General features: G+C 53.6%; 27 protein-coding genes. 22 read left to right on the forward strand and 5 right to left on the reverse strand.

What is annotated here, in order from left to right:
- Positions 1–213: 213 nt before the first annotated feature.
- From ACIGCM_RS21540 to ACIGCM_RS21560, 5 genes are all read left to right on the forward strand, one after another.
- A complete protein-coding gene (locus ACIGCM_RS21540) occupies positions 214–690 on the forward strand; it encodes a PaaI family thioesterase (RefSeq protein ID WP_397504107.1) in 477 nt (158 codons plus the stop codon).
- On the forward strand, positions 687–1,133 hold the full coding sequence (locus tag ACIGCM_RS21545; protein ID WP_397504108.1) for a PaaI family thioesterase: 447 nt from the start codon (positions 687–689) through the stop codon (positions 1,131–1,133). The genes ACIGCM_RS21540 and ACIGCM_RS21545 overlap by 4 nt, the downstream gene beginning before the upstream one ends.
- Positions 1,134–1,168: 35 nt before the next feature.
- Entirely contained in the window at positions 1,169–2,410 is a 1,242-nt protein-coding gene (locus ACIGCM_RS21550; protein WP_397504109.1) for an MFS transporter, read from the forward strand.
- Positions 2,411–2,521: 111 nt separating this feature from the next.
- Positions 2,522–4,426, forward strand: a complete 1,905-nt coding sequence (gene htpG / locus ACIGCM_RS21555) for a molecular chaperone HtpG (RefSeq protein ID WP_397504111.1) — start codon at positions 2,522–2,524, stop codon at positions 4,424–4,426.
- Positions 4,427–4,495: 69 nt separating this feature from the next.
- Positions 4,496–5,227 (forward strand): dienelactone hydrolase family protein, encoded by a 732-nt coding sequence (locus tag ACIGCM_RS21560; protein WP_397504112.1) that lies wholly within the window; start codon positions 4,496–4,498, stop codon positions 5,225–5,227.
- A gap of 73 nt (positions 5,228–5,300) precedes the next feature.
- Here ACIGCM_RS21560 and ACIGCM_RS21565 read toward each other — a convergent pair whose 3' ends face one another.
- Together ACIGCM_RS21565 and ACIGCM_RS21570 are read right to left on the reverse strand one after the other, a co-directional pair.
- On the reverse strand, positions 5,301–6,557 hold the full coding sequence (locus tag ACIGCM_RS21565) for a sugar MFS transporter (protein ID WP_397504113.1): 1,257 nt from the start codon (positions 6,555–6,557) through the stop codon (positions 5,301–5,303).
- A 97-nt stretch (positions 6,558–6,654) separates the two neighbouring features.
- Positions 6,655–7,515: a pirin family protein gene (locus tag ACIGCM_RS21570; RefSeq protein WP_397504114.1), complete on the reverse strand. Its 861-nt coding sequence runs from the start codon at positions 7,513–7,515 to the stop codon at positions 6,655–6,657.
- 177 nt (positions 7,516–7,692) lie between these two features.
- Between ACIGCM_RS21570 and ACIGCM_RS21575 the strand changes: the two genes are divergently transcribed.
- Positions 7,693–8,736 carry an amidohydrolase family protein gene (locus ACIGCM_RS21575; protein WP_397504115.1) on the forward strand — a complete coding sequence of 348 codons (1,044 nt, stop codon included), beginning with the start codon at positions 7,693–7,695 and terminating at the stop codon, positions 8,734–8,736.
- A gap of 76 nt (positions 8,737–8,812) precedes the next feature.
- Positions 8,813–9,277, forward strand: a complete 465-nt coding sequence (locus tag ACIGCM_RS21580; RefSeq protein ID WP_397504116.1) for a DUF3859 domain-containing protein — start codon at positions 8,813–8,815, stop codon at positions 9,275–9,277.
- Between the two features lie 63 nt (positions 9,278–9,340).
- Here ACIGCM_RS21580 and fabB read toward each other — a convergent pair whose 3' ends face one another.
- Both fabB and fabA read right to left on the reverse strand, forming a co-directional pair.
- The gene (gene fabB, locus ACIGCM_RS21585; protein ID WP_397504117.1) at positions 9,341–10,561 is read right to left on the reverse strand and encodes a beta-ketoacyl-ACP synthase I; all 1,221 of its coding nucleotides are present in this window, start codon (positions 10,559–10,561) and stop codon (positions 9,341–9,343) included.
- A gap of 11 nt (positions 10,562–10,572) precedes the next feature.
- A complete protein-coding gene (gene fabA / locus ACIGCM_RS21590; RefSeq protein ID WP_397504118.1) occupies positions 10,573–11,088 on the reverse strand; it encodes a 3-hydroxyacyl-[acyl-carrier-protein] dehydratase FabA in 516 nt (171 codons plus the stop codon).
- Between the two features lie 563 nt (positions 11,089–11,651).
- On the opposite strand from fabA, the gene ACIGCM_RS21595 reads away from it, so the two are divergent.
- The 12 genes from ACIGCM_RS21595 to ACIGCM_RS21650 all read left to right on the forward strand — a co-directional run bounded on the left by ACIGCM_RS21595 (position 11,652) and on the right by ACIGCM_RS21650 (position 21,972).
- Positions 11,652–12,674, forward strand: coding sequence for an NAD(P)H-dependent glycerol-3-phosphate dehydrogenase (locus tag ACIGCM_RS21595; RefSeq protein WP_397504119.1), 1,023 nt, complete (start codon positions 11,652–11,654; stop codon positions 12,672–12,674).
- A 46-nt stretch (positions 12,675–12,720) separates the two neighbouring features.
- Positions 12,721–13,068: a DUF4389 domain-containing protein gene (locus ACIGCM_RS21600; protein WP_397504120.1), complete on the forward strand. Its 348-nt coding sequence runs from the start codon at positions 12,721–12,723 to the stop codon at positions 13,066–13,068.
- Positions 13,068–13,529, forward strand: coding sequence for a phosphohistidine phosphatase SixA (sixA, locus tag ACIGCM_RS21605; protein ID WP_397504121.1), 462 nt, complete (start codon positions 13,068–13,070; stop codon positions 13,527–13,529). The genes ACIGCM_RS21600 and sixA overlap by 1 nt, the downstream gene beginning before the upstream one ends.
- A gap of 120 nt (positions 13,530–13,649) precedes the next feature.
- Positions 13,650–15,317 carry an AMP-binding protein gene (locus ACIGCM_RS21610; protein WP_397504122.1) on the forward strand — a complete coding sequence of 556 codons (1,668 nt, stop codon included), beginning with the start codon at positions 13,650–13,652 and terminating at the stop codon, positions 15,315–15,317.
- A 60-nt stretch (positions 15,318–15,377) separates the two neighbouring features.
- Positions 15,378–15,821: a hotdog fold thioesterase gene (locus ACIGCM_RS21615; RefSeq protein ID WP_397504123.1), complete on the forward strand. Its 444-nt coding sequence runs from the start codon at positions 15,378–15,380 to the stop codon at positions 15,819–15,821.
- A 114-nt stretch (positions 15,822–15,935) separates the two neighbouring features.
- Entirely contained in the window at positions 15,936–16,745 is an 810-nt protein-coding gene (locus ACIGCM_RS21620) for an AraC family ligand binding domain-containing protein (protein WP_397504124.1), read from the forward strand.
- Positions 16,746–16,789: 44 nt separating this feature from the next.
- On the forward strand, positions 16,790–17,446 hold the full coding sequence (locus ACIGCM_RS21625) for a LysE family translocator (protein ID WP_397504125.1): 657 nt from the start codon (positions 16,790–16,792) through the stop codon (positions 17,444–17,446).
- An 86-nt stretch (positions 17,447–17,532) separates the two neighbouring features.
- A complete protein-coding gene (locus ACIGCM_RS21630; RefSeq protein ID WP_397504126.1) occupies positions 17,533–18,357 on the forward strand; it encodes an alpha/beta fold hydrolase in 825 nt (274 codons plus the stop codon).
- The gene (locus ACIGCM_RS21635) at positions 18,354–19,223 is read left to right on the forward strand and encodes an alpha/beta fold hydrolase (RefSeq protein ID WP_397504127.1); all 870 of its coding nucleotides are present in this window, start codon (positions 18,354–18,356) and stop codon (positions 19,221–19,223) included. The genes ACIGCM_RS21630 and ACIGCM_RS21635 overlap by 4 nt, the downstream gene beginning before the upstream one ends.
- Positions 19,224–19,273: 50 nt before the next feature.
- On the forward strand, positions 19,274–19,936 hold the full coding sequence (locus ACIGCM_RS21640; protein WP_397504128.1) for a glutathione S-transferase family protein: 663 nt from the start codon (positions 19,274–19,276) through the stop codon (positions 19,934–19,936).
- Complete coding sequence (locus tag ACIGCM_RS21645; RefSeq protein ID WP_397504129.1) at positions 19,936–20,745, forward strand: DUF4892 domain-containing protein; 810 nt, start codon at positions 19,936–19,938, stop codon at positions 20,743–20,745. The genes ACIGCM_RS21640 and ACIGCM_RS21645 overlap by 1 nt, the downstream gene beginning before the upstream one ends.
- Before the next feature lie 138 nt (positions 20,746–20,883).
- Positions 20,884–21,972, forward strand: a complete 1,089-nt coding sequence (locus ACIGCM_RS21650) for an AI-2E family transporter (protein ID WP_397504130.1) — start codon at positions 20,884–20,886, stop codon at positions 21,970–21,972.
- A gap of 39 nt (positions 21,973–22,011) precedes the next feature.
- Here ACIGCM_RS21650 and ACIGCM_RS21655 read toward each other — a convergent pair whose 3' ends face one another.
- Positions 22,012–23,055: a patatin-like phospholipase family protein gene (locus ACIGCM_RS21655; RefSeq protein WP_397504131.1), complete on the reverse strand. Its 1,044-nt coding sequence runs from the start codon at positions 23,053–23,055 to the stop codon at positions 22,012–22,014.
- A gap of 110 nt (positions 23,056–23,165) precedes the next feature.
- On the opposite strand from ACIGCM_RS21655, the gene selD reads away from it, so the two are divergent.
- The 3 genes from selD (at position 23,166) to ACIGCM_RS21670 (ending at position 25,680) form a co-directional block, all read left to right on the forward strand.
- A complete protein-coding gene (gene selD / locus ACIGCM_RS21660) occupies positions 23,166–24,200 on the forward strand; it encodes a selenide, water dikinase SelD (protein ID WP_397504132.1) in 1,035 nt (344 codons plus the stop codon).
- Positions 24,200–25,300, forward strand: coding sequence for a tRNA 2-selenouridine(34) synthase MnmH (mnmH, locus tag ACIGCM_RS21665; protein ID WP_397504133.1), 1,101 nt, complete (start codon positions 24,200–24,202; stop codon positions 25,298–25,300). Before selD ends, mnmH begins: the two co-directional genes overlap by 1 nt.
- Before the next feature lie 101 nt (positions 25,301–25,401).
- On the forward strand, positions 25,402–25,680 hold the full coding sequence (locus ACIGCM_RS21670) for a hypothetical protein (RefSeq protein WP_397504134.1): 279 nt from the start codon (positions 25,402–25,404) through the stop codon (positions 25,678–25,680).
- The last annotated feature ends 9 nt before the right edge of the window (positions 25,681–25,689 follow it).

Consider the following 25,689-nt stretch of genomic DNA (forward strand, 5'->3'; position numbering starts at 1 on the left):
AAGTATCGTTATTGCCGGGTTTCCCCTAGGCATGTCCCTTTGAACACGCAATCAATACATTAGTTCAGTTTTGCCCATTGTGGGCTTGCCTAAGTACTTGGTTAATGGGGGGCTTTGTTGCCAACTCATACTCCTGAGTCCCATGCATACTGCTCACATGCGCCAGTTCAGGCGTTATTATGCTGGCTTTTGCAGTCGGGCTTGAGGCTAGGTATGAGTGACAAGGATATTCTGGAGCGGGCGCAGCGCTTTTTAAGCGCCTTGCGGCATTGTCAGGTGCTAGGGCTTGATGTCCATGAGGCTTCCCCAGAGGGGTTGACGTTGCGCTTGCCCTATAGCGCGCAGATTGTTGGCAATCCAGAAACGGGCGTGATCCACGGCGGGGCTATTACCACCTTGATGGACACCACCTGCGGTATTTCAACCGTTTGTGTGCTGCCTGAGTTCGAAATTTGCCCGACGCTGGACCTGCGTATTGACTACATGCACCCTGCGCAGCCGCACAAGGATGTTTATGGGTTCGCTGAATGCTACCGGGTGACGCCGAACATTATATTTACCCGTGGCTACGCCTACCAAGATGACCCTCAACAGCCGATTGCCCATGTGGTTGGAACCTTTATGCGTATGGGCAAAGCGGTGCAGGGCGCTGCAAACCTGAAGAAAGACATCCAAGGGGGCGCAAAGTGAACCGTCTCGACCTCAACCAATGTGTGCGCGATGCGCATCAGAGTAATGATTACGACAATCTGATCAGCATGTTTCCCTACGCAAAACTGCTCGGCATTGAATGTTTGCGCTTAGGCGATGATATGGTTTTCCGCCTGCCAGCGAACAAAGACAACATCGGCAATCCGGTGCTACCCGCGATTCATGGGGGCGTTATCGCCGGGTTTATGGAACATTCGGCAATGTTGCACTTGCTGATGTTTATGGAAATTCCACATTTACCCAAAATCATCGACTTCTCGATAGATTACCTGCGCGCAGGTCATTATCGTGACACCTTCGTTCGTTGCCAGGTGTGGCGTCAGGGCCGTCGCGTTGCCAATGTTGCGATCACCGCTTGGCAAACCAATCAGACCGAACCAATTGCCACGGCTCGCGCACACTTCAAAGTCGACGAGCCGTAAGCATGGGCCTCAGGTATTTTGTTTAAGGAAGTTGCATGGATTCGCTGTTGATCCTCGGTGGCTTACTGCTGATTCTGGCAGGGCTGGTCTGGTTAGTAATGCGTGCTTTTGGCACTAGCCTTTTGTGGGGCTGGGCAAGCTTGCTGCCGCCGCTGACATTGGGTTATCTGTTTCGTCACTGGAAGTCTGCCAAGCAGCCAATTGGCCTGTGTGCCTTGGGTGTGATTCCGTTGGTGGTTGGCCTGACGATGCTCGCCAGTCAGGATAATCAGCGTTTGGTAGAGATCATCAGCTTGAAATGGTTGAAGCCTGAGGCTTCAGCGCCAGCCGCGCTCAATTTTGCGTTGCACGGTGAACTCAATGGCCAGCCATTCAATCCGCAGCAGGGTGAGTTGCTTGATGGGGTGCTGACGCTGCGTGAGGGGCAGGACTTTTTTGCGCGCCGTGAGGTCTTGATTCGTCTGCCCCAGCCGGTCAGTGGCGCAGTCAACATAGATGTTTTACCCGAAGATACCGGGCGTTTGCCTGAAATTGAAATTAATTGGCTATTGCCCGAGCAAGAGTTGCCTGAAGCCCGTCGCGTGCGTCACGGTTATACCTTGCACTTGGCATTAACGCCCTTGGCGCCGAACAAACTGGAAGGCGACTTTCATTTGGTTCTACCCCCGCAGTTCAAGACCACCCTAAGCGGCAAGGTCGAGTTGTTCAGCAATGGTTTGCGCTACGTTGACGGCAAGATTGATCGAAGTGTTGATTCACGCGACACCCTGGCCTTTATCATCGAGGACTATCTGCAGCGACGCTTTATTACCCGGGTTGTGCAGTTAAGTCCTATGCCTATGGTCGCATTTTCATCGAGCACTATTGATCTGGTTGTGGAGGCCCGTATCAACGGTGAACTGCAACAGGTCCCCTTACAGCTGGTGAAGTCAGCCAATGCTGGCTGGACCGTTAAGGGTGATCGCTACCCCAAATTGGCAAAAGACCTGCAAACCCCTACCAGTGCGCCGCAAAAGGCGGTGGTGCCAGAGGTCGCTACGCGGCAGCTCGATCGTCGGCAGCGGTTTTCGTTGCAGGGTTTGCTACGCAGCCCTGAACGCTACTATGGCTTAGCGATGCACGCTGTAACCGAGCGTGGAAGTCAGGTTGAGGGGCGGTTTCGTGCCATAGATAACGAGGGGCGGATCGTTTTACGCCAGATTCGAAATGGTGCGGGAGAGGCCAGCTTCACCCTCGATCCGACGCAGATTAAAACCATTGAGTTGCTTGAGCCCTGAGCTAAAAAACGCTTCGAATTTGACTAAGCACTTGAAATGTCAGTGGATGACCCCATTTGAATGACTACCGCCTATAAAAGGCTTAGCCAACAAATGTGGAGTTAAACGACCATGAGTGTGGAAACTCAAAAAGAAACCCTGGGCTTCCAGACAGAGGTGAAGCAACTGCTTCATCTGATGATCCATTCGCTGTATTCGAACAAGGAAATCTTCCTGCGTGAATTGATTTCCAATGCCTCGGATGCTGTCGACAAGCTGCGTTTTGAAGCGCTGGCCAAGCCTGAGTTGCTTGAAGGTGGCGCTGAGCTGAAAATCCGGGTGAGCTTCGATAAAGAAGCGAAAACCGTCACCCTTGAAGATAACGGTATTGGCATGAGCCGCGATGAAGCCATCGCGCATCTGGGTACTATCGCCAAATCGGGCACCTCTGATTTTCTCAAGAACATGACCGGCGACCAGAAGAAGGATTCGCACCTTATCGGTCAGTTCGGGGTTGGTTTCTACTCGGCTTTTATCGTTGCCGACAAAGTTGAAGTCTTTACCCGTCGTGCCGGCCTTGCCGCAGGCGAGGGCGTTCACTGGTCTTCGCAAGGCGAAGGCGACTTTGAAATCGCCACCATTGATAAAGCCGAGCGCGGCACGCGTATTGTCCTGCACCTCAAAAACGGTGAAGACGAGTTCGCTGATGGCTGGCGTCTGCGCAATATCATCAAAAAGTATTCCGATCACATTGCTCTGCCAATCGAGCTGCCTAAAGAGGCCGCCAACGAGGCTGAAGAGCAGCCCGCCGAACAAGAGTGGGAAACCGTCAACCGCGCCAGCGCCTTGTGGACACGCCCACGCAGCGAAGTGAAAGACGAGGAATACCAAGAGTTCTACAAGCACGTCGGTCATGACTTCGAGAACCCGCTGAGCTGGAGCCATAACAAGGTCGAAGGTAAGCTGGAATACACCTCGCTGCTGTACGTGCCGGGCCGTGCGCCTTTTGATCTGTATCAACGTGAAGCGCCACGCGGCTTGAAGCTGTACGTGCAGCGCGTGTTTATCATGGATCAGGCGGATGAGTTCCTGCCGCTGTATCTGCGCTTTATCAAAGGTGTGGTGGACTCCAACGACCTGTCGTTGAACATCTCCCGTGAAATTCTGCAAAAAGATCCAGTGATCGACTCAATGAAGTCAGCGCTTACCAAGCGTGTGCTGGATATGTTGGAAAAACTGGCGAAGAACGACGCTGAGCAGTACAAAACGTTCTGGAAAAACTTTGGTCAGGTGCTTAAAGAAGGCCCGGCAGAAGATTTCGCCAACAAAGACAAGGTCGCGGGCTTACTGCGTTTTGCCTCGACCACAGGCAGTGAAGGCGAGCAAGAAGTAGGTTTAGCTGATTACATTGCCCGCATGAAGGAAGGTCAGGACAAAATCTACTACCTCTCCGGCGACTCATACGCACAGGTCAAAAACAGCCCGCACCTCGAAGTCTTCCGTAAGAAAGGCATTGAAGTGCTGCTGCTGACCGACCGTATCGATGAGTGGCTGATGAGCTACCTGACTGAGTTCGACGGTAAGTCATTCGTCGACGTTGCCCGTGGCGATCTGGACCTTGGCAACCTTGATACTGATGAAGACAAAAAGGCTCAGGAAGAAGTTGCCAAAGCCAAAGAAGGCCTGGCTGAACGCTTGAAAACTGCGCTGGGTGAACAGGTAGCGGAGGTGCGTGTGTCGCATCGTCTTACTGACTCTCCAGCGATCCTGGCAATTGGCGAGCAGGATTTGGGCATGCAAATGCGTCAGATTTTGGAAGCCAGCGGCCAGAAAGTACCGGAGTCCAAGCCCATCTTCGAGTTCAACCCGGCTCACCCGCTGATCGAGCGTTTGGATGCGGAGCAGGATGAAGACCGTTTCGGCGATCTTACGCACATCCTCTTCGACCAGGCGGCACTGGCTGCAGGTGATAGCCTCAAAGACCCTGCCGCTTATGTGCAGCGTTTGAACAAGCTGTTAGTCGAGATGTCAGCTTAAATTGGTAACTGAAAGCCCGCGAATGCGGGCTTTTTTGTATCTTTCAGTCTTGAAAGCGGGAGTGCAATCATGAGCAATATCAGTGTTCAACCCATCGCATACGAGGTCGATGGCGTGCAGTTTGAAGGCCAATTGGTCTTCAATAGCGCAATCAAAACACCACGTCCTGCCTTGTTGATGGCCCCCAATTGGATGGGCGTTTCTGACGGTGCGGTTGATATCGCGCGCAAAGTTGCTGGCGATGACTATGTAGTCTTTGTGGCCGATCTCTATGGCAAAACCCTGCGTCCAAGCAATGCAGATGAAGCGGGTGCAGCAATGATGCCACTCAAGGACGACCGTGCCTTGCTGCGCAAGCGTATGCAAGGCTCACTGAAAACCTTACTGGCTCAGACCGACAAGGTGGCGTTGGATGCTTCCAAGCAGGCGACCTTTGGTTTCTGCTTCGGCGGCTGCTGCTCGCTTGAGCTGGCGCGTGATGGTGCACCCTTGCAAGCTGCCGTGTCATTTCATGGCACGCTTGATACGCCTGCACCTGCTGATGCGAAGAACATCAAGGGTTCTGTGCTGGTGCTGGACGGTGCCGCAGATCCGCTGGTTCCGCGTCAGCAGTTAGCTGAGTTTGCCAAGGAAATGACGGACGCCAAGGTCGATTGGCAACTTGTAACCTATGGCGGCGCGGTGCATTCCTTCACCGACCCGCACGCCAACGTGCCAGGCACTGCGCAGTACGATGAAAAAACTGCAGCCCGTGCGTTCACTGCGATGCGTAACCTGCTTGATGAGCGTTTTGCTGGCTAATCAAGACGCTTATGCAGCCATAAAAAACGCAGCCAGTAGGCTGCGTTTTTTATGGCGAAGAAACCGCTAGAGCTTAGTGAGCTTTTTTATTGTGCGACGCTGCGGTGTTTACGCGTGAGCCCCAGCCGCCGTAAAAAAAGATATACAGGTAGCAGACCATTGGTACTGCGAACGACGCAAGCAGGCCAATGTTGTCGGCAAAGTAACCTTGAACTAACGGCACGATCGCGCCGCCGACTATCCCCATGCACAGGAGACCGGAGCCCTTGCCTGTGTGGCTGCCAAGCCCCTCCAGGGCCAGCGAGAAAATGGTCGGGAACATGATGGAGTTAAACAGGCCCATCAGAATCAGTGCCCACATCGCAATGTGCCCGCCCAGAGTAATCGCTGCAGCAATCAGCAGGGTATTGACCACGGCATTGAAGGCCAGCATGCGGCCCGGCCTGATGTATTGCATCAGAGCGCTGCCGATGAAGCGACCAATCATGGCACCACTCCAATAAAGAGCCAGGTATTTACCGGCTACGTGACTGGAAAGGCCAGCGATATCAGGTTGTCCCATCAGGCTGACAAGGTAGCTGCCAATAGATACCTCCGCGCCCACATAGGCGAAGATACCGATCACTCCCAACACTAAGTGGCGATGGGCAAAGATTGAATTGGTCTTGCTGATGCCATCCTTCGGGGCTTGGTGTGAAATCGTCGGCAAGCGAAACAAGGCGATGGCCACCGCAATTGCACCGAGCAGTGCTGCCAATACCAAATATGGCACTTTGACTGAGTCAGCCGCAGAGCTGCTATCACCTAATTGTGAGGCTGCGCCGACGCCAATCGCGAGTATGGTTACCGAGCCCACCAAAGGACCAACTGTGGTGCCAAGGGCATTAAATGCCTGGGTCAGATTTAGCCGGCTGGCTGCGGTTGCAGGGTCGCCAAGTACGTTGACGTAAGGGTTTGCCGCCACCTGCAAGACTGTTATTCCAGACGCCAGAATAAACAGCGCCGCGAGAAAGAAGGGGTAAGAGTGTGCCGACGCCGCAGGATAGAACAGAGTACAGCCGACCCCGGCGGTTAGCAGGCCGGCAATGATTCCGCTCTTATAGCCGATGCGTTCAACCAGACGGCCAGCAGGGAAAGACATGATGAAGTAGGCAGTAAAGAAGCTGAACTGAATCATTGAGGCTTGCACGTAGCTCAAGGTGAAGACGGCCTTGAGGTGCGGCACTAAAATATCGTTGAGTGAGGTAATCAGCCCCCACATAAAAAACAATGAGGTCAGTACGATCAGGGCGCGGGTGTGCTTAACCGGCTTTTCTACGCTTTGCTGCATAAATATTCCTAATAGGTCCCCGCTCTGGCTCGCGGCAGTGGGCGGCGATTCTACCTGCAGTTGTTATGATAGCGCTAACCATAAACTGGCCTGTGCCTCAGCGCGGCAGTTCTATTCGCTCAGTCTCCCCCGGAACACGTGGCCAGTCTTGAGCTGCCCACGATTGCCTGGCTTGGTCGATCAACTGTGAATCGGTTGAAACGAAGTTCCAGTTGATGCGCCTGGGCCCAAGGGGTTCGCCACCGATGATCACTAAATGGCAGCTTGAGCACGCCAGTAACGTCAGTTCTTCGGATTCGGGTAAAAGTGTCAGTGCCCGCACCGTCAGATCGTGACAACCCAGTTGCGCTTCACCTTCCAGAAGGTAAATTGCCCGCTCGCGATGCTCGTTGGGTATTGCCAGGCTGGCACCCGCTACCAGTTTAACTTCGGCATACAGAGTTGGTGATTTGACCGGTACGGGTGACTCCAGGCAAAAACCATTGCCGGCGATCAGGCATATCTCAACCCCCATGCTTTCACTACGCGGTAGAGCATTGGCTGGGTGGTGGCTGTAGCTTGGGTCGTCGAGTTGATTGGCCTCTGGCAGGGCCAGCCAGACTTGCAGGCCATGTAGGTTCGAGCCCGATTTGAGCACGGCGTCTGGGGTTCGTTCGACATGGGCGATCTGCTTGCCGGCAGTCATCCAGCTGACATCACCCGGTTGAACCAGTTGGTCTGAGCCAATGCTGTCTTTGTGTTGCAGTTGGCCCTCAAATAGATAGGTGAGGGTTGATAGACCAATGTGTGGGTGCTGGTTGATGTTCATCCCCGTACCCGCTGAGTAACTGTGCTCAAGCATGTGGTCGAAGAACACAAAGGGACCGACGCTGCGGCATTTTGCCGAGGGCAGGGGGCGCAGAATTGGTTGGCCAGAAATATCCTCTTGGCGCGGTTTTATGACTTGGAGCTCACTCATGTACAGGCTCTCCTAAATGACTGCAAGCGATGCTCGGGCAGGGCAGGTATGGTCTGCTCAAGCGAATTGAAAAACTATCAAGGGGCTGACTTCTTGTAACAATGGCGCTGATTGCCGACTGAACTCGCTAGGTCTTTACTGACTCTATGTAAATCACGTTATCGGGAGTAATTGCGTTTGTCATTATTTCGACTGGGTTTAGCTGTACTAGCCGCCGCTGCCACCACCAGCCATGTGGAGGCGCGTGAGTATCGTTACAGCGATGCACACCTGCATTTTGTCGACTTCTTTCAGGAAAGCGCAGGGCTGGATGAACTAATCGCCAATATGGCAGCCGCGAATATCGATCATGTGATGCTTTCAGGTATTCCTGTCGCTAAAAAGTGGCACGAGAACGAGCCCAAGCGTCCGCGTTACTACGCCGGTGACGATGCCAACGCTTATTGGTACAGCGCTACAGATACCCTGATCGCCCATGCCTATAACAAGCTGCCGGCCGAACAGCGCCGCCGCTTTCATCCATTTTTATCAGGCTTCAACCCCAATGATAAAAATGCCGACGCCTTAGTGCGTAAAACCCTCGAATTGGACCCTGGCTTGTGGCAGGGCATTGGTGAGATTTTTACCCGCCATGATGACCTGACTGCGCTTATTGAGGGTGACACGCCGCGCGCCAACAACGAAGCATTGGCACGGATTTATCATCTGGCAGCTGAATACGATTTACCGGTGATGCTGCACTCCAATATCACCTCCAAACGTGAACGCAACCCGCTCTACTTGCAGGAGGTTGAAGACCCGCTGCGCAACCATCCAAGCGTACGCTTTATCTGGGCTCATGCAGGCACCAGCAAGGAAATTCACCGGCATCAGACCAAGTTGGACTTTCTCTTGCCGACGCTTGAGCGCATGCTGAAAACCTACCCTAATTTGTACATCGACCTATCGTGGACGGTGTTGCACCCGTATCTGCTGGATAAAGACGGTAATCCGGACCCTGACTGGGTCAAGCTGGTCAGCAGCTATCCGGCGCGCTTTATGTTGGGCTCTGATGTCGTAGGCCGGTTTGACAGCCTTAAAGACTACATGAGCGACTTTGCGCCGTTTCTCGATGCGCTGCCTGAAGATGTTGCGCAAAAGGTCGCCCGCGATAACTTCCTGTCGGTGTTACCGCGCAAGGTTCAAGCTGAGTTGAAAGAGCAGGAGCCCAGCGCTGAGTGAGGTCGTTCAGCTGAGCTGTCATTGTCTTGTCATACCGGTGTCATAAGCTCGCGCCATCGAAAACAAGGAGCGCGAGATGTACTACACCCGTATTGGAGTTGCTGCTGCACTGACAATGATGGCGAGCCTGGTGCACGCCCAGGTGCGTGTTGAAGGGCCGGTTGAGTACGGCGTATTTGCCACTCAGTATGAGGACTTCAAACCGGGCGAACGAGTGCTGACGCGCAGTAACCAAGAGATCGAGACCACAGATAAGGTCCCAGCTAAGCTGGGCACCAAGTTTGGAATGCGCTACAATCTAGCGGGTAAAACGGTTGACGGTGAGCCGCTGACGTTGCTCTATTTAACCCCGGGCGTTAACAGCCCTGATGGCCTGCGACATGACAAGTTTGTGGTCACGCAAAAGATGGTGCCCGGTGCACCGATGGACACCATGGCATTTGAATTTACCGAGCCCTACGAAATTGTGCCCGGCCAGTGGCAGTTTATGGTTTTTCAAGGAGATCGTAAGCTGGCTGAGCAGACATTTACCGTACGTTGACTGAATCGCATGCAGTAAAAAGGGAGCCATCAGGCTCCCTTTTTCGTTGCAGCAGCGGCAGATTTACTTGCCGGACCAGCGCTTCATGACCAGTGTTGCGTTGGTGCCGCCAAAACCGAAGCTGTTACTCATCACAGTATTGATCTGAGCATTTTCTTGGGTTTTGAGCAGAATTGGCATATCTGCAACTTCCGGGTCCAGCTCATCAATATTTGCAGAGCCAGCGATGAAGTTACCTTCCATCATCAACATGCAATAGATGGCTTCTTGAACGCCCGCAGCGCCAAGGGAGTGGCCCGAGAGGCTCTTGGTCGAGCTAATGGCCGGAGCTTTGTCAGCAAAGACTTCACGCACACCACGCATTTCAGCCACGTCACCAACAGGTGTCGAGGTGCCGTGGGTGTTGAGGTAGTCAATTGGATCCTCAACCGTGGACAGTGCCAGCTTCATGCAGCGGATAGCACCTTCGCCACTTGGGGCGACCATGTCATAACCATCAGAGGTTGCACCGTAACCCACGACTTCAGCGTAAATTTTTGCGCCGCGGGCGAGGGCGTGCTCAAGTTCTTCGACCACTACCATGCCGCCACCGCCTGCGATTACGAAGCCGTCGCGCTTGGCATCATAGGCACGAGAGGCTTTTTCAGGCGTTTCATTGTATTGCGTGGACAGCGCGCCCATTGCGTCAAACAGGCAGCTCTGGCTGTAGTGCTCTTCTTCACCACCGCCGGCGAAGACGACGTCTTGCTTGCCGAGCTGGATCTGCTCCATGGCCTGACCAATGCAGTGAGCACTGGTTGCGCAAGCAGAGGAGATCGAGAAGTTGACACCCTTGATTTTGAACGGTGTAGCCAAGCACGCTGATACGGTGCTGCCCATGGTACGGGTCACACGGTACGGGCCAATACGCTTGACGCCTTTTTCGCGCAGGGTATCGATTGCTTCCATCTGGTTAACGGTAGAGGCGCCACCAGAACCGGCGATAAGACCGGTACGCGGGTTGGAAACCTGATCTTCAGTCAGACCAGAATCCTTGATCGCCTCAGCCATCGACAAGTAAGCGTAGGCCGCCGCATCACCCATAAAACGGATGAGCTTGCGGTCGATCAGTTCTTCAAGATTCAGATCAATCGACCCAGAAACGTGGCTGCGAAGGCCCATTTCGGCGTATTGCGGATTGAAACGAATACCAGAACGACCCGCACGCAGGTTGGCGGAGACTGTTTCTTTGTCATTGCCAAGGCAAGAAACGATGCCGAGGCCGGTAATTACGACGCGACGCATGGAAAAATCCTTTAGAAACTGTCAGTGGAGGTGAACAGGCCAACGCGTAAGCCTTCGGCACTGTAAATCTCGCGGCCATCAACGCTAACCGTGCCATCTGCAATAGCCAGAATCAGCGAGCGAGTGATGGTGCGCTTAATGTGAATCGTGTAAGTGACCTTTTTTGCGGTCGGCAGCACTTGGCCGAAAAACTTTACTTCGCCAGAACCCAAGGCACGGCCGCGGCCTGGGTTACCTTGCCAGCCCAGGTAAAAGCCGACCAGTTGCCACATGGCGTCCAGGCCCAAGCAGCCTGGCATAACCGGATCACCTTCAAAGTGGCATGCGAAGAACCACAGGTCCGGGTTGATATCGAGCTCAGCAATGATCTCGCCCTTACCGTACTTGCCGCCGACATCACTGATATGAACAATGCGGTCCATCATCAGCATGTTAGGGGCGGGCAGTTGCGCATTACCCTCGCCGAACAGTTCGCCGCGGCTGCAGCTCAACAGATCTTCGTAGGTGAAGGCGTTTTGTTTGGTCATGCGAGCTCCTCAATAATCCCATGCTTCATGGCTGGGCAAGTCGTCTGGGCTGTTGTGCACCAGAGCGCAGGCCAGCTTTATTACCCTAATAGACTGCTGCGTTGCCATGAAAGTCACAGCTTACAGTGTACAGTTGTACTCTGCATGTCAATTGTAGCGTGAAAGCACATTTTAGTTGTTAGCTGAGCGTCCGCCTGTAGCACTTTAGTCACGCCTGAGTAGGGCGACCCAAGTAGCTCAGGCTATATGTTTTTGAAGCCTTTGGTACCCAATCGTTCAGTTGCAATCCATATGCTGCAATCCATATGCCGCCGGTTACAGCTTTCAACCTAGCAGAAATACTTGCGCTTTAATGCACGGCTTTCAATCAAGGCCGACAAACTGTAACTGCATGCTGCTATAGGTCACTTAGGTTATTGTGCTGGCGGCACGTTGCGGGCTTATTTGGCCGCGCCTGATCAGCCCCGTCGTATGACTCTAGCTGTGCGAGGGCTAGCCGCTGAGTCTTTGGCCCGTATAATGCGTTCACAATGCCAGTATAAATGGCGCACAACGGATTTTTTATGACAGAGCAACAACCTATCGCCGTCTTGGGTGGCGGCAGCTTCGGCACTGCAATCGCAAACCTGTTGGCCGAAAATGGTCAGCAGGTTTTGCATTGGATGCGTGACGAGACACAGGTCGAGGCTATATTGGAGACGCGTGAGAACCCGCGTTACCTCAAAGGCATGAAGATTCATTGCGGTGTCGAGCCGCTGAGCGATTTGCCGTCAGCGATTGAGCGTTGTGAGTTGGTTTTTGTAGCGCTGCCCTCAAGCGCATTGCGTCAAGTGCTTGAGCCAGTGGCTCCGTTGCTTGAAGGCAAAATGTTGGTCAGCACGACTAAAGGCATTGAAGCTAAAAGCTTCAAACTGATGAGCCAAATTGTTGAGGAAATTGCACCAAAAGCGCGCATCGGCGTCATTTCAGGGCCAAACCTGGCTAAAGAAATTGCTGCAGGCGCTTTAACTGCAACCGTGGTTGCCAGTGAAGACGAAGCGTTGTGCCAACGCGTGCAAGAGGTTCTGCATGGTAAGACCTTTCGCGTTTATGCCAGTAACGACCGCTTCGGTGTTGAACTGGGCGGGGCGTTAAAAAACGTCTACGCAATTATCGCCGGCATGGCCGCAGCGCTGGATATGGGTGAAAACACCAAAAGTATGTTGATCACCCGCGCCTTGGCCGAGATGACCCGCTTTGCTGTGCAGCTTGGGGCCAACCCCATGACCTTTCTCGGTTTGGCCGGGGTCGGTGACTTAATCGTCACGTGTTCATCCCCCAAGAGTCGTAACTATCAAGTCGGTTTCGCATTGGGCGAAGGCCTGAGTCTTGAAGAGGCTGTGGCGCGTTTGGGTGAGGTCGCGGAGGGGGTCAACACAATCAAGGTGCTTAAGGCTAAAGCAGATGAAATGGAGGTTTACATGCCTCTGGTCAATGGTTTGTATGCCATTTTGTTTGGCGGGCGAACCTTGGGTCAGGTCATTGATAAGTTGATGCAAGCCGAACCCAAAACAGACGTTGATTTTATTTCTACCACCGGTTTTTGAGGCAGCGCTGTACGGGCCTGCGTTGATAATATTCAGGGAGAATCACATGGCTGAAAAAGATACCGTTATTGAGCGCGAGTCGTTGTTGCTCAGAGTCTTGTGGATGGTGCTGTTTAGTATCGTCTGGCAAGCCATAGTCGTTGTGTTGGGCGTGACTGTTGTCGTGCAACTGGTTTACCGCTTGATCTACGGTGCCCCCAACAAAACCTTGCTGTCTTTTGGCGACAGCCTGAGCCAGTATTTGGCGCAGATCGGCCGCTTTGGTACTTTTAATACCGATGCCAAGCCATGGCCTTTCGCGGATTGGCCAACGCCGCAAGCACCTCAAGGTGAAGCCGCGCACTCAGTGCCCCCTGCGCCGCATCCTGTACGTGACGAAGAACCTAAACTGTAATGCGCTTATGGTTGTTACGCCACGGCGAGGCGCAGCCCAGCGCCGCCTCTGATGCTGTGCGGCCATTAACCGCCCATGGCCAGGATCAGGTGCGCAAGGCAGCATTACAACTTGAGGGGCGGCCGATCCGCCAGATCATTGCCAGCCCCTACTTGCGCACCCAGCAAACGGCGGCCTTGGTGGCTGAAGTGTTGGGTTATAAGTCGCCGATCATTACCGCGCCGTGGTTAACGCCGGATAGCCAGTCGCGCAATGTGATTCGCCAACTCGATGTATTTGCGGATGAGGAGGTCTTGCTGGTTACCCATCAGCCTCTGGTCGGTGATTTGGTGGGCTTGCTAGTTCATGGCCATCGAGAGCAACCCTTGCCGATGATGACCGCAAGTCTGGCTGAGCTTGATGGGCCAATGGTGGCTGCAGGGGCCATGGATTTATTGGCTGTGGTGCATGCTCATCATTAATTGAAATAGCACTACACAACGAAACATTTCTTCTCTTGCGGGATGCCTTTGGGCATGAAATATTCAAACCAAGCAATTGCTTGGTTTGGCCCCGATAACAAAAACAAGGGAAGAAACTGTATGGCTGATGCGATTTGTTTACCCCTCGATGCGTTCTACCGTCGAGAGGCGTTGCACCCCGATAAGCGTTATCTCGTTCAACCCCTGCCTGATGGCGGTGTTGAGTCCCTGAGCTGGGCAGAGGTGGGGGAGCAGGCCCGTCGCGCTGCGCATTGGTTGCGAACTCGTGAGCTGCCTTCTGGTAGCCACATAGCAATCATCTCGAAAAACTGTGCACACTGGATTATCAGCGACCTCGCTATATGGATGGCGGGTCATGTGTCTGTGCCGCTTTATCCCAACCTGACTGCCGAATCCATGAGTCATGTGCTTGAGCACTCAGAGTCGGTGCTGGCATTTATTGGCAAGCTGGATAACTGGCCGAGCATGGCGCCGGGTATACCCGAGTCAATCCCGACGGTGGCAATGCCGCTGCATCCGCAAGGTAGTTTTGACTTCAGCTGGAATAATTTGCAGGCCTGCACGCCGATACAGGACAGCCCGAGCCCTGCGCCTGACCAATTGGCAACCATCATCTACACCTCAGGCACAACTGGCCTGCCAAAAGGTGTGATGCATAACTTCAGTAACTTCGGCTTTGCGGCCAGTAATGCGCGCACTTTATTTAGCGTCACAGAAGGTGATCGGCTGTTGTCGTATTTGCCGCTGTGTCATGTTGCCGAGCGCATGTTTATTGAGCTTTCGTCCTTTTATGGTGGCCCGACCGTATTTTTTGCGGACAGCCTCGATACTTTCCTGGATGACCTCAAACGAGCGCGACCCACTGTGTTCTTTGCCGTGCCGCGTATCTGGACCAAATTCCAGATGGGGGTCTACAGCAAGATGCCTGCGGAGAAACTCGAGTTTCTCCTCAAACTGCCCATCATCGGTTCAATTGTTGGCAAAAAAGTCTTGTCTGGGTTGGGGTTGGACGCGATTCGTTTTGCTTTGTCTGGCGCTGCTCCCGTGCCCGAGGCATTACTCAAGTGGTATCAGCGGATGGGGCTGGATGTGCTTGAAGTGTATGGCATGACCGAGAACTGCGGTTACTCGCACGTCTGCCGCCCTGGCAAATTCAAAAAAGGTTGGATTGGCCAGAACAGTACTGGCGTCGAGGCGCGAATCGCAGAGGATGGCGAGTTGCAGGTGCGCAGTGGGGCGACCATGCAGGGATACTTTAAAGACCCGGTAAAGACAGCCGAGACTATCACCCCAGATGGCTTTCTGTGTACTGGTGACAAGGGCGAGCAGGATGCTGAGGGCAACTTGCGTCTGACCGGCAGAATCAAAGAGATTTTCAAAACCAGTAAAGGTAAATATGTCGCGCCTTCACCCATTGAAAATCGTCTAGCTGTGCATTCGCGAATCGAACAAGTTTGTGTGGTGGGCGACGGCATGGCGCAACCCCTGGCGCTCTGTGTGTTATCGGAGATTGGCCGCCAGGAGGCAGCCAATAGTGGCCGAGGTGAGCTTGAGAGCAGCCTGATAAAACTGTTGGAAGAGGTCAATGCGCGTCTTGATCAGCACGAACGCTTGCAAGGTCTGGTGCTGGTGAAAGATGCTTGGTCAATTGAGAATGGTTTTCTGACACCGACCCTTAAAATCAAACGCAACGTGGTAGAAGGTACTTACGCCAGCAGCTTCACGGCCTGGAGTGAAAGTCGCCAGCCGCTGGTTTGGCATGACTGAGCTGCGATAAATGAACGTCGGTTGTGCCGGCGATCTATGCATTTATAAAAAGGAATCTATATGAGCATGTGGCACCGAACACCTGATATCGATGGCTTGAATGCCTCCTTGAAAAACACCATCGGCGAACAGTTGGATATCCGCTTTGAGTCCTTTGACGATGAATCTATAACGGCGAGCATGGTGGTTGATTCACGTACCCATCAGCCCTATGGATTACTGCACGGTGGTGCGTCAGTTGTACTTGCTGAAACACTGGGTTCCACGGCCAGTTATCAATGCATTGATAGCGACAAGTTTTACTGTGTGGGCCTGGAGGTCAATGCCAATCACCTGCGTGGTGTACGCAGTGGCCGGGTTAACGCTACCGCGCGCGCCGTGCATCTGGGGCGCACAACCCATGTGTGGGATATTCGCCTGACCACTGAAGACGGCAAAACCAGCTGCATCTCTCGGCTGACAGTGGCGGTTGTTGCCCATGGCGGAGATATGCCTAAGTTTTAACGGCCACAAGGTTCAGTGCTGCGTGTTAATCACTGAATCCAGCCCTGAGCTTCTGTCACGCCTGCTGCAATTTTGTCCAAGATCAAGCCGCTGCAAAAGCGTAAAGTAGCGGCTATGGAACAGACTCAGCACATTATCAGTGGTTTACCCGGCGTACGTTTAATCAACGCCGAGTACCATAACTTTGCTTTTCCCCGGCATTTTCATCTGGAATACCACATCGGCTTGCTGTTGCGCGGGCAGCATCGGTATGTGTGCCAGGGAGAGCGCCAGCAAGCGACAGTGGGCGATGCATTGTTGATGGCCCCAGAGCAAATTCATGATGGCGCAAGTCTGACTGGCGAAGGTTATCGCATCCGCGTATTAGCGCTCGACCCAGAACGCCTTGAGCAGGCCAGTCGGAGTTTGAGTGAGACCCGGCAGGGCACACCCCGCTTGACCAGTTCATCCTTGCGCAACATTCAACTGCAGCAACAACTAGGCAATCTGCATGCCTCGCTAGTCAATGGTGACTCGACTCTGGCGCAAGAAAGCTATCTGCTTAATATGCTGGCGACCTTGCTGGATGTTGGCTCCACCCTGCGGATCAAAGATCAGGATCAAGGTTTTGAGCGTCATACCTGGGCTCGCTTACGTGAGTGGCTTGAGTCACGCCTGGATCAGCCGCCATCTCTGGAAGAACTGGCAGCCTTTTGTGACCTGAGTCCATGGCAAACATTGCGCAGGTTCAGCCGCCACTGCGGTTTGCCTCCGCATCAATGGCTCACCCAGTTGCGGCTTGAGCGTGCGTTACCCCGTGTACTGCGCGGTGATCCGTTGACTGAAATTGCCCTGCAGCTTGGGTTCTACGATCAAGCGCATTTTTCTCGCCTGTTCCGGCGAACCTACGGGTTGCCCCCGGCAAGGCTGCGTTCAAGCCGCTGAGTCAACCCCTATCCAGCGTTTAATTTTATCTTGTGGAGATTGCCATGCAGGAGAGTTCCGTCTTGCTGTCGCTGACGGCTGTGTTCGTTATTGCGCTTATCAGCCCTGGGCCTGATGTTGCGTTGGTGGTGCGCACATCGATTCATCAAGGTCGGCGTAATGGATTACTCAGTGCCCTAGGCCTTGCCTGCGGGATTTTGTTGCACGGTATTCTGGTTTTGACCGGTGTTTCATTGCTGCTCAGTCGTTCACCGTTGTTGTTTAATATGATTCAAGTCGCCGGTGCCGGGTATTTGGCATGGTTGGGTCTGGGTGCCTTACGCTCAAGATTCAGTCCTGCTGTAGCAGCGCAGGCAGGGCAATTCACCCGCGCTTTAGAGCCTTCCATCCTGGGGCCATGGTTGCGGGGTTTTGCCACCAATATTCTTAATCCCAAGGCCTTGGTGTTTTTTCTGGCGCTGTTAAGCAGCCTGATTCCAGCGCATATGTCCGTCCCGGGCAAGCTGGCAGCAGCAAGCATTCTATTTGGCGTAGGTTTGCTGTGGTTTAGCGTGCTGAGTATTGGTTTGACCCATCGTAGCCTGCAGGAACGATTGGTTCGCATAGTGCCAACCATCGACTTACTCTGTGGTGTGGTTTTTCTGTTGGTTGCGGCAGCAATTATTGGCCGCGTGGCTGTGGCGACTGGAGTTTGGCAATAGCGCCATCATCACTGGCAATTACAGTCGTTGTGATAACTGCGTGGGTGCCGGACAATTCATTCAGTTTCGATTGATTGAGCCAATCCATGCCGAGCCCCCAAACTGTATTTTTCGCCCACGCCAACGGTTTTCCGGCAGCAACCTACGCTAAGTTGTTTAGCGCGCTGGCACCGCAATATAAGGTCGAACACCTTGACCAGCACGGCCATGACCCTGATTTTCCGGTCAACGAGAACTGGAGCAATCTGGTCAGTGAGTTGATCCACCATCTTGAGCAGCGCGAGCAGCCAGTTTGGGGGGTAGGGCATTCACTTGGTGGTGTGCTGCATTATCATGCGGCGCAGTTGCGGCCGGAGCTCTACTTGGGGGTCGCCATGCTGGATTCCCCCTTGTTGACCCGGGTTGATCAGATGGTCATTCGAGCGGCTAAATGGTTTGGCTTTATTGATCGGATCACCCCAGCCGGACGCACCATCGGCCGCCGCGAATCATTCGCCGATGCAGCCGAAGCACATCGCTATTTTGCGACTAAAAGCCTATTCCGTCGCTTCGACCCCGATTGCTTGAGTGCTTATATTGAGCATGGCTTGTATCCCGTTGATTCGGGGTTACGCCTGCGCTTTGATCCTGCCACTGAAATCAGTATCTACCGCAATGTGCCGCATGTCAGTGCTGGGCCACCCCAGCAGTTGCAAGTACCGCTGGCCATGGTGCGTGGTCACCATAGCCGCGTTGTATTACCCCATCACACGCGACATGTACGCCATATTCCTCGAGGTGAATACCTGAGCATGCCTGGCGGGCATATGTTTCCGCTGGAGCATCCGCTGCAGACTGCGCAGCTGTTAAAGTCATTTTTTGGCCGCTGGAACAGCGCTGGCAATGCCGACACAACTAAGGAAACTGCATGACCTCGAACTGTGAAGAGCTACGTTTGCGACTGCCACATATTGAACTGGCTGCTCAGGTCTATGGCCCGCAGGAGGGTAAGCCGGTCATTGCCTTACATGGCTGGCTGGATAACGCAGCAACCTATGCTCGACTGGCACCTCAACTTCAAGGGCTGCGTATTGTGGCGCTGGATTTTGCCGGGCACGGTTTATCCGAGCATCGCCCTGCGGGGGGCAGTTATGCGATTTTGGACTACGTCTACGATGTCTTGCAGGCAGCTGAGTTTCTACAATGGGACAAATTCAGCGTAATCGGTCACTCAATGGGTGCGATTGTCGGTCTGTTACTGGCTGGTGGTTTACCTGAGCGGATCGAACGTTTGGCACTGATCGATGGTGTGACCCCGCATACTCTAGAAGCCGAAGGCGCGCCCGAGCGCTTTGGTGACGCACTGAATGCACAACTGCGACTGGCGAAAAAACGCAAAACGGTTCATCCAGAATTTAGACGTGCTGTTGAAATGCGTATGAACGGCATGACTTCGGTGAGTCTTGAGGCTGCCCAGTTTTTGGCGGCGCGCGGCCTACTTGAGGTGCCTGGAGGCTATTCATGGAGCACAGACAGCCGTCTCACGTTGCCGTCTAAGCTATTACTGACCCATGCTCAGGCAATGGCGTTTGCTAAACGGGTTGCGTGCCCAGTTAGTTTGGTTGTTGCGGAGCAGGGCATCCTGCTAGGCAAGGCCAAAGCGGGTTATGAGAAGGTTATCCGCGAGCTGGATTTCGCCGTGACGACCCTGCCTGGAGGGCACCACTTGCACCTTGATGATGAGGCAGGTGCCCGGCTCGTAGCAGACTGTTTCAATCGCTTTATGCAGTCTTCTTGACTTGGTAAACCGAAGTGGGGAATGGTGGCATCATTGCAATGGAGAAGCACATGATCGATTTCTACACCGCGGCGACACCGAATGGACACAAAGTAGCGATTGCTCTCGAAGAGCTTGAGCTGTCTTATCAGGTGCACGCGTTAAGCTTCGATAAGAAGCAGCAGAAAACACCCGAATTCCTCAGCATTAACCCCAATGGACGGATTCCGGCGATTGTCGACCGTGAAAACCATGATTTTTCGGTATTTGAATCGGGCGCCATATTGGTATACCTCGCTGAAAAAACCGGCAAATTAATGCCTCACGATGGTAAAGGCCGCTCGCTGGTGATGCAGTGGTTGATGTTTCAAATGAGCGGTATTGGTCCGATGCAAGGTCAGGCCAATGTGTTCTACCGTTATTTGCCTGAAAAGATCCAAGTCGGAATTGACCGTTATCAGCATGAAACCCGCCGCTTGTATGAAGTCCTCGATGCGCGTCTAGGGCAGGTTGAATACCTGGCTGGAGACTACAGCATCGCCGATATAGCGACCTTTACCTGGGTGCGCTTACATGACTGGGCTGGAGTTTCTATCGATGGCCTCGATAACCTCCAGCGCTGGATTGATGTCATCTCGCTGCGCCCAGCGGTGCAGCGAGGTTTAAGTATTCCACATAGCGAAGAAGACGGTTCAAAAGTCGTCAAATCCGCCCAGACAATGTTGGCTCGCTAATGGCTGGTATAGGCAGTTTTTTTGTTGCGCTCGGTATGCTGGTTAGCTTTATGGTGTTGGCAGATGTGCCTGGCAGTCAGGATTTGCCAATCATGCCGCGCTTCACCGGCAGTGAAATCATCAGCTACAGCAGCGAGCCGGAACAGGAGCGTATCTACCCGCAAGGCTCCATTCGGCGGATCAGTGGCCGCCTGCGCTATGAAAACGAAATACAGCTCAAGGGCCAGCTAACAGCTATCACCTACCGTTTGCCGGATACACACAGCTCCAATGATGTCTTCGATGCCACGCGTGAGGCGCTGTTGGCCAAGGACGCGCAGATGCTTTACTGGTGTCAGGGACGTGATTGCGGTGGCAGTAGCTTGTGGGCTAACTCGGTGTTCTTCAAATCAATGCTATATGGGCCGGATGAGCAACAGTCGTTTGCTTTGTTTCGCCTAGCCGCGCCGCAACACGACAGTATTCTTGCGCTGTATAGCATTACCCGCGGAAATCGTCGGGCATACTTGCATGCTGAGTTACTCGCCAGTGATACCGCGCTCGCCGCACTATTGCCAACCCCAGCAACCCTGTTGCGACAATTGCGAACCACTGGTGTGTTGAACTTGTCCAACCAACAGGAGCCAACTCCTGAGTGGATTGAGGTACTGTCGCGGGCGTTGAACTCAGACAGCACAATGCGTGTTAGCTTGGCCGGCGCCAAGGCTGAAAGCTGGCGTGAGGCCCTAGTGGCGCAACGCGTTCGCAGTGCACGGCTCGAGTTGGGCGATGGGGATGTTGCAGGTTTGCAGGTCAATGTTCTGCGTTAATTAAGTAGAACATTCGTCGCAGCCCACCATCCGCTAGCTGCTGCGATATCGACCAAGGCATACGCCTTGACTGATTAACAAGGCTCTGTGTTAACGCACAGGGCCTTTGTTGGTTTTACCCCTATTAGGAATGTAGAAATGCTCAATAACGATCGCTTGCTGGTGCAGATATTGCTGCTGGCATTGCTGGGTGCAAGCTTGTGGGTGCTTGCGCCGTTTTGGTCGGCACTGTTTTGGGCTTCCGTGCTGGCGTTCGCCAGTTGGCCAGTGATGCGCCTGTTAACTCGCCTGCTCAAAGGCCGTACATCACTGGCAGCCGCCATCTTGACGCTTTGTTGGGTGTTTTTGGTTCTCGGCCCTACGGTGCTGCTGGGTTTTAATCTGGCGGATCACATCCGCGACGCCACTGCTTTGATCAAGAACGTTCAGGTATCTGGCCTGCCTGCTCCTCCATCCTGGCTTGCAGGCGTGCCATTGGTCGGTGATCGTTTGGTTTCCCTGTGGCAGACGATAGATGCGCAAGGCGCGGCCTTCTTTGCCTCGTTGCAGCCTTACTTCGGTCAAGTGGGTAACTGGTTACTCGAGCGCAGCGCGCAGATTGGCGGGAGTATGCTTGAGCTGGTGCTGAGCCTAATTCTGGTGTTCTTCTTTTACCGTGACGGTGAACGCCTCGCTGCATTTGCCCGCAGCTTGCTTGAGCGATTGATCGAAGACCGTGCAGACCATTATGTGAACCTTATTGCTGGCACCGTCCAGCGGGTGGTCAATGGCGTGATTGGCACAGCGGCTGCGCAGGCCGTGCTCGCGTACATCGGCTTTTTGATTGCAGGCGTCCCGGGAGCACTGCTTCTGGGATTGCTGACGTTTGGTGCCAGCTTAATCATGTTCCCACCCTTGGTCTGGGCGCCGGCAGTGGCGTGGCTGGTCTGGAATGGTCAGGTCGGCATGTCAATCTTTCTTGGCATATGGGGTGTGCTGATCATCAGCGGTGTGGACAACATTCTTAAGCCTTACCTGATCAGCCGTGGCGGTAATTTGCCGTTGATTGTGGTGCTGCTTGGTGTGTTTGGCGGGATTCTTACGTTCGGCTTTATGGGGCTGTTTCTCGGGCCAACTTTATTGGCGGTTGCCTACAACTTGGTCACCGACTGGGTAGCCCGCGGGCAACCTAAATTTGAGAACCAGTCTGGCCAGGTCATACGCAGTACTGACAAGCCACCTGTGTAAACCCAAACGACCGCCAACAGGCGGTCGTTTGAACTGTACTTAGTGGTCGCCGCGCTCATATTTGTCCAGCGTGTCTTTGGCAATTTGCCGGCCAAGCATGATCAGCTCCGGCGCTTTATAGAATTCAAAGAAACGACAGACGCGCTTTGGAACATTGATCAGAATGTCCGGTGGGTATCCGGCAATTTTGTACTGCGCCAGTGATGCCTGCATCACTTCAAAGCTTTGGTTTACCAGCTCCAATAGCGAGGCAGGGCCGCCAACGCTGGCAATGCGCGAGCCAGACGCCGACTTTGGTGCTGCATCGGCATCCGGTTCGGGTGCAGCAGGCGGTTGTTCATCAAGTTGTTGATCGGGTTGTGAAATGTATTCGTGCTCAAGTGCCGCATGGTCTTCAAGCAATAGCAGTTGCTCAACACCTTCTGCGTTTTTACGGCGCAAGGTGGGCAGGCGCGAGCCGAGCGATGCCATCATGTGATCAAAGCGCCCCTTGATCGCTGCTGGACGCTCTATGACGGGCAACTGATAGTGCTGCTGGTTGTTGGCATTGAGATTGACCGCAATAATCAGATCGCAGTGGCTCGACACGACAGGGACGATCGGCAATGGGTTTAGCAAACCGCCATCCACCAGCATGCGCGAGCCTTGAATGACTGGCGTAAACAGGCTTGGAATCGCTGCTGAAGCCCGCATGGCCTGATGCAGATTGCCTTCTTGAAACCAGATTTCCTGCTGGTTAGTCAGGTCGGTTGCTACCGCTGTGAACGGAATCCTCAGGTCTTCAATGTTGATCTCGCCGACAATTTCACGGATTTGGCCAAAGACCTTTTCTCCCCGAATAGCGCCAAGGCGAAAGCTAACGTCCAATAGGCGCAAGACATCAAGGTAATCTAAGCTCTGGGTCCATTCACTGTATTCTTTGAGTTTACCGGCAGCGTAAATGCCGCCCACGACCGCGCCCATGGAGCAACCCGCAACACAGGCGATATCGTAGCCGCGCGCTTCTAGTTCTTCGATAACCCCAATGTGCGCATAACCCCGTGCGCCTCCTGACCCCAAGACTAGTGCGACTCGCTTTTTCACCGTAAAACCCCCATAACGCATTGTTTTATCAACATACTCGCGAGAGACGTTAGCGCCAAGGCTGGATTTGCTAGAATGTGCCCGCCTGTCGACCCGACCAGTGAGAAATCATGAGTGAGCCAATTCGTTTGACCCAGTACAGCCACGGTGCCGGTTGTGGCTGCAAAATTTCGCCAAAGGTGCTGGAAGTGATTCTGGCTGGCAGTGGTGCGCAGAACCTTGACCCCAAACTGTGGGTCGGCAATACCTCACGCGATGATGCGGCAGTTTACGAGATTGATGCCGAGCGTGGTGTAGTTTCAACCACTGACTTTTTTATGCCGATTGTTGATGACCCCTATGACTTCGGGCGAATTGCGGCGACCAATGCCATCAGTGATATCTATGCAATGGGTGGCGATCCTTTAATGGCGATTGCGATTCTAGGCTGGCCGGTCAATGTGCTGGCCCCTGAAGTTGCGCGTGAAGTCATTCGGGGTGGTCGCTCAATTTGTGACGAGGCGGGTATTGCCCTGGCCGGTGGTCACTCGATTGATGCACCTGAGCCTATCTTTGGTCTGGCCGTTACCGGCCTGGTTGAAAAGCGCCACATGAAGCGTAATGACACCGCCACTGCAGGCTGCAAACTGTACCTGAGCAAGCCACTGGGTATTGGCATTCTGACCACTGCCGAGAAGAAAGCTAAGTTGCGCAGTGAAGACATTGGCCTGGCCCGTGACTGGATGTGCACACTGAACAAACCAGGCAGTCGCTTTGCCAAGTTAGCAGGGGTCATGGCAATGACCGACGTTACCGGCTTTGGCCTGCTTGGTCATTTGGTGGAAATGGCCGATGGCAGTGGCCTTACTGCTCGGGTTGAGTTTGCCAAGGTGCCGCGCCTGCCCAGCGTTGAATATTATCTGGAGCAGGGCTGCGTACCGGGTGGCACCCTGCGTAACTTCGACAGCTATGGCGACAAGATTGCGCCGCTGCCTGAATTGTGCAAATTGCTCCTGTGCGACCCGCAAACCAGTGGTGGCCTGTTGGTTGCCGTTACGCCTGAAGGTGAGGCCGAGTTTCTTCAAGTCGCCGCCGACTGTGGCCTGAACCTTGAGTCGATTGGCGAAATGTCTGAGCGACAGCGTTACGCGGTTGAGGTGGTGTAATGCGTGACGACACCAACGACTACCGCCAGCTATTTTTGCAAGATGCTCCGATGATGGATGCGCGTGCCCCGGTTGAATTCAACAAGGGTGCGTTTCCCGGAGCGGTAAACCTGCCTTTGATGGATGACATTGAGCGGCAAAAGGTGGGCACCTGCTACAAACAGCACGGTCAGCAAGCCGCTATCGAGTTGGGCCATCAGTTGGTTAATGGCCAACGTAAAGCAGATCGCTTGGCCGCGTGGGCGGCTTTTGCCCACGCCAATCCCGAAGGGTATCTGTACTGCTTCCGTGGCGGCTTGCGTTCGCAGTTAGTGCAGCAATGGTTGAAGACCGAAATGGGCATTGCCTACCCACGCGTAACCGGTGGCTACAAGGCCATGCGCAGCTTTTTGATTGAGACGACCGAGCAGGCCATTGCACAGAGTCAGTTTGTTCTAGTAGGCGGTATGACTGGCACCGGTAAAACAGAAGTCATCGCGCAGCTGGAAAATAGCCTGGACCTTGAAGGCCATGCTAATCATCGTGGCTCAAGCTTTGGTAAACGGGCCACCACTCAGCCAATGCAGATTGATTTTGAAAATTCGCTGGCCATCGACATCCTGAAAAAACGTGATCGTGGCATCAACCAATTCGTGTTGGAAGATGAAGGGCGAATCATCGGCCGCTGCTCCTTGCCTTTGCCTTTGTATGACGGCATGCAAAGCTTTCCACTGGTCTGGCTTGAAGACAGTGTGGAAGGACGAGTCGAGCGAATTCTCAAGGATTATGTGATTGATCTTCGCGCCGAGTTCGTTGAATTACTCGGTGAAGAAGAGGGCTTTGCAGCCTTCGCTGAGCGTCTGCAACAAAGCTTGGCTAATATCCTAAAACGCTTGGGTGGAGAGCGTTACCAGCGGTTGGCTGCAATCATGGATCAAGCGTTGATCGAGCAGCAAACCAACAACGATGTGAGCCTTCATCGTGGCTGGATTGAAACCCTGTTGGTTGAATATTACGATCCGATGTATGTGTTTCAGCACGAGAGCAAAGCCGGGCGTATTGAGTTCAGTGGCGAACAAGCAGCCGTTGTTGAGTATTTACGTGAGCGTGCAACGTGTTGATCTAATTCGTTTTAATGTTGTCCCAGTTAGGGCGCTGTAAAAACTACGGGTGGCCGTCAACACGGATGACCACCGGACTAACCTAATAATTGAGAGGCACTATGAAAGCGTTGATCTGCTTACCCCTGGTTGTTCTGTTGCTAGCCGGTTGCTCGGGTAAAACCGTTAACCGTGATGGCTGTGCCAATCAATTGGACACAGCTTGGAAAGAGCTTGATCTGGCCAAAGCCGAAGGCTTTGCAGGTACAGTCAGCTATTCGAAAGCCTTATCGCTGCTTACTGCAGCTAAAACCCAGCAACAGTTTGAAGCCTACGAGGGCTGTAGCAGTAAAGCGCAGAAAGCGCGCTTTTACATCGGTGAGTCCCGCGCGGGTCGTTAAACCATTCGA

The organism is Pseudomonas sp. NPDC078700 (genome assembly GCF_044542375.1).
In the GTDB taxonomy this organism is placed as follows: Bacteria; Pseudomonadota; Gammaproteobacteria; order Pseudomonadales; family Pseudomonadaceae; genus Aquipseudomonas.

Coding starts and splice junctions, on each gene's coding strand:
- ACIGCM_RS21540 (WP_397504107.1), top strand. CDS start 214: ATGAGTGACAAGGATATTCTGGAGCGGGCGCAGCGCTTTTTAAGCGCC.
- ACIGCM_RS21550 (WP_397504109.1), top strand. CDS start 1,169: ATGGATTCGCTGTTGATCCTCGGTGGCTTACTGCTGATTCTGGCAGGG.
- htpG (WP_397504111.1), top strand. CDS start 2,522: ATGAGTGTGGAAACTCAAAAAGAAACCCTGGGCTTCCAGACAGAGGTG.
- ACIGCM_RS21560 (WP_397504112.1), top strand. CDS start 4,496: ATGAGCAATATCAGTGTTCAACCCATCGCATACGAGGTCGATGGCGTG.
- ACIGCM_RS21565 (WP_397504113.1), bottom strand. CDS start 6,557: ATGCAGCAAAGCGTAGAAAAGCCGGTTAAGCACACCCGCGCCCTGATC.
- ACIGCM_RS21570 (WP_397504114.1), bottom strand. CDS start 7,515: ATGAGTGAGCTCCAAGTCATAAAACCGCGCCAAGAGGATATTTCTGGC.
- ACIGCM_RS21580 (WP_397504116.1), top strand. CDS start 8,813: ATGTACTACACCCGTATTGGAGTTGCTGCTGCACTGACAATGATGGCG.
- fabB (WP_397504117.1), bottom strand. CDS start 10,561: ATGCGTCGCGTCGTAATTACCGGCCTCGGCATCGTTTCTTGCCTTGGC.
- fabA (WP_397504118.1), bottom strand. CDS start 11,088: ATGACCAAACAAAACGCCTTCACCTACGAAGATCTGTTGAGCTGCAGC.
- ACIGCM_RS21595 (WP_397504119.1), top strand. CDS start 11,652: ATGACAGAGCAACAACCTATCGCCGTCTTGGGTGGCGGCAGCTTCGGC.
- ACIGCM_RS21600 (WP_397504120.1), top strand. CDS start 12,721: ATGGCTGAAAAAGATACCGTTATTGAGCGCGAGTCGTTGTTGCTCAGA.
- sixA (WP_397504121.1), top strand. CDS start 13,068: ATGCGCTTATGGTTGTTACGCCACGGCGAGGCGCAGCCCAGCGCCGCC.
- ACIGCM_RS21610 (WP_397504122.1), top strand. CDS start 13,650: ATGGCTGATGCGATTTGTTTACCCCTCGATGCGTTCTACCGTCGAGAG.
- ACIGCM_RS21615 (WP_397504123.1), top strand. CDS start 15,378: ATGAGCATGTGGCACCGAACACCTGATATCGATGGCTTGAATGCCTCC.
- ACIGCM_RS21620 (WP_397504124.1), top strand. CDS start 15,936: ATGGAACAGACTCAGCACATTATCAGTGGTTTACCCGGCGTACGTTTA.
- ACIGCM_RS21625 (WP_397504125.1), top strand. CDS start 16,790: ATGCAGGAGAGTTCCGTCTTGCTGTCGCTGACGGCTGTGTTCGTTATT.
- ACIGCM_RS21630 (WP_397504126.1), top strand. CDS start 17,533: ATGCCGAGCCCCCAAACTGTATTTTTCGCCCACGCCAACGGTTTTCCG.
- ACIGCM_RS21635 (WP_397504127.1), top strand. CDS start 18,354: ATGACCTCGAACTGTGAAGAGCTACGTTTGCGACTGCCACATATTGAA.
- ACIGCM_RS21640 (WP_397504128.1), top strand. CDS start 19,274: ATGATCGATTTCTACACCGCGGCGACACCGAATGGACACAAAGTAGCG.
- ACIGCM_RS21645 (WP_397504129.1), top strand. CDS start 19,936: ATGGCTGGTATAGGCAGTTTTTTTGTTGCGCTCGGTATGCTGGTTAGC.
- ACIGCM_RS21650 (WP_397504130.1), top strand. CDS start 20,884: ATGCTCAATAACGATCGCTTGCTGGTGCAGATATTGCTGCTGGCATTG.
- selD (WP_397504132.1), top strand. CDS start 23,166: ATGAGTGAGCCAATTCGTTTGACCCAGTACAGCCACGGTGCCGGTTGT.
- mnmH (WP_397504133.1), top strand. CDS start 24,200: ATGCGTGACGACACCAACGACTACCGCCAGCTATTTTTGCAAGATGCT.
- ACIGCM_RS21670 (WP_397504134.1), top strand. CDS start 25,402: ATGAAAGCGTTGATCTGCTTACCCCTGGTTGTTCTGTTGCTAGCCGGT.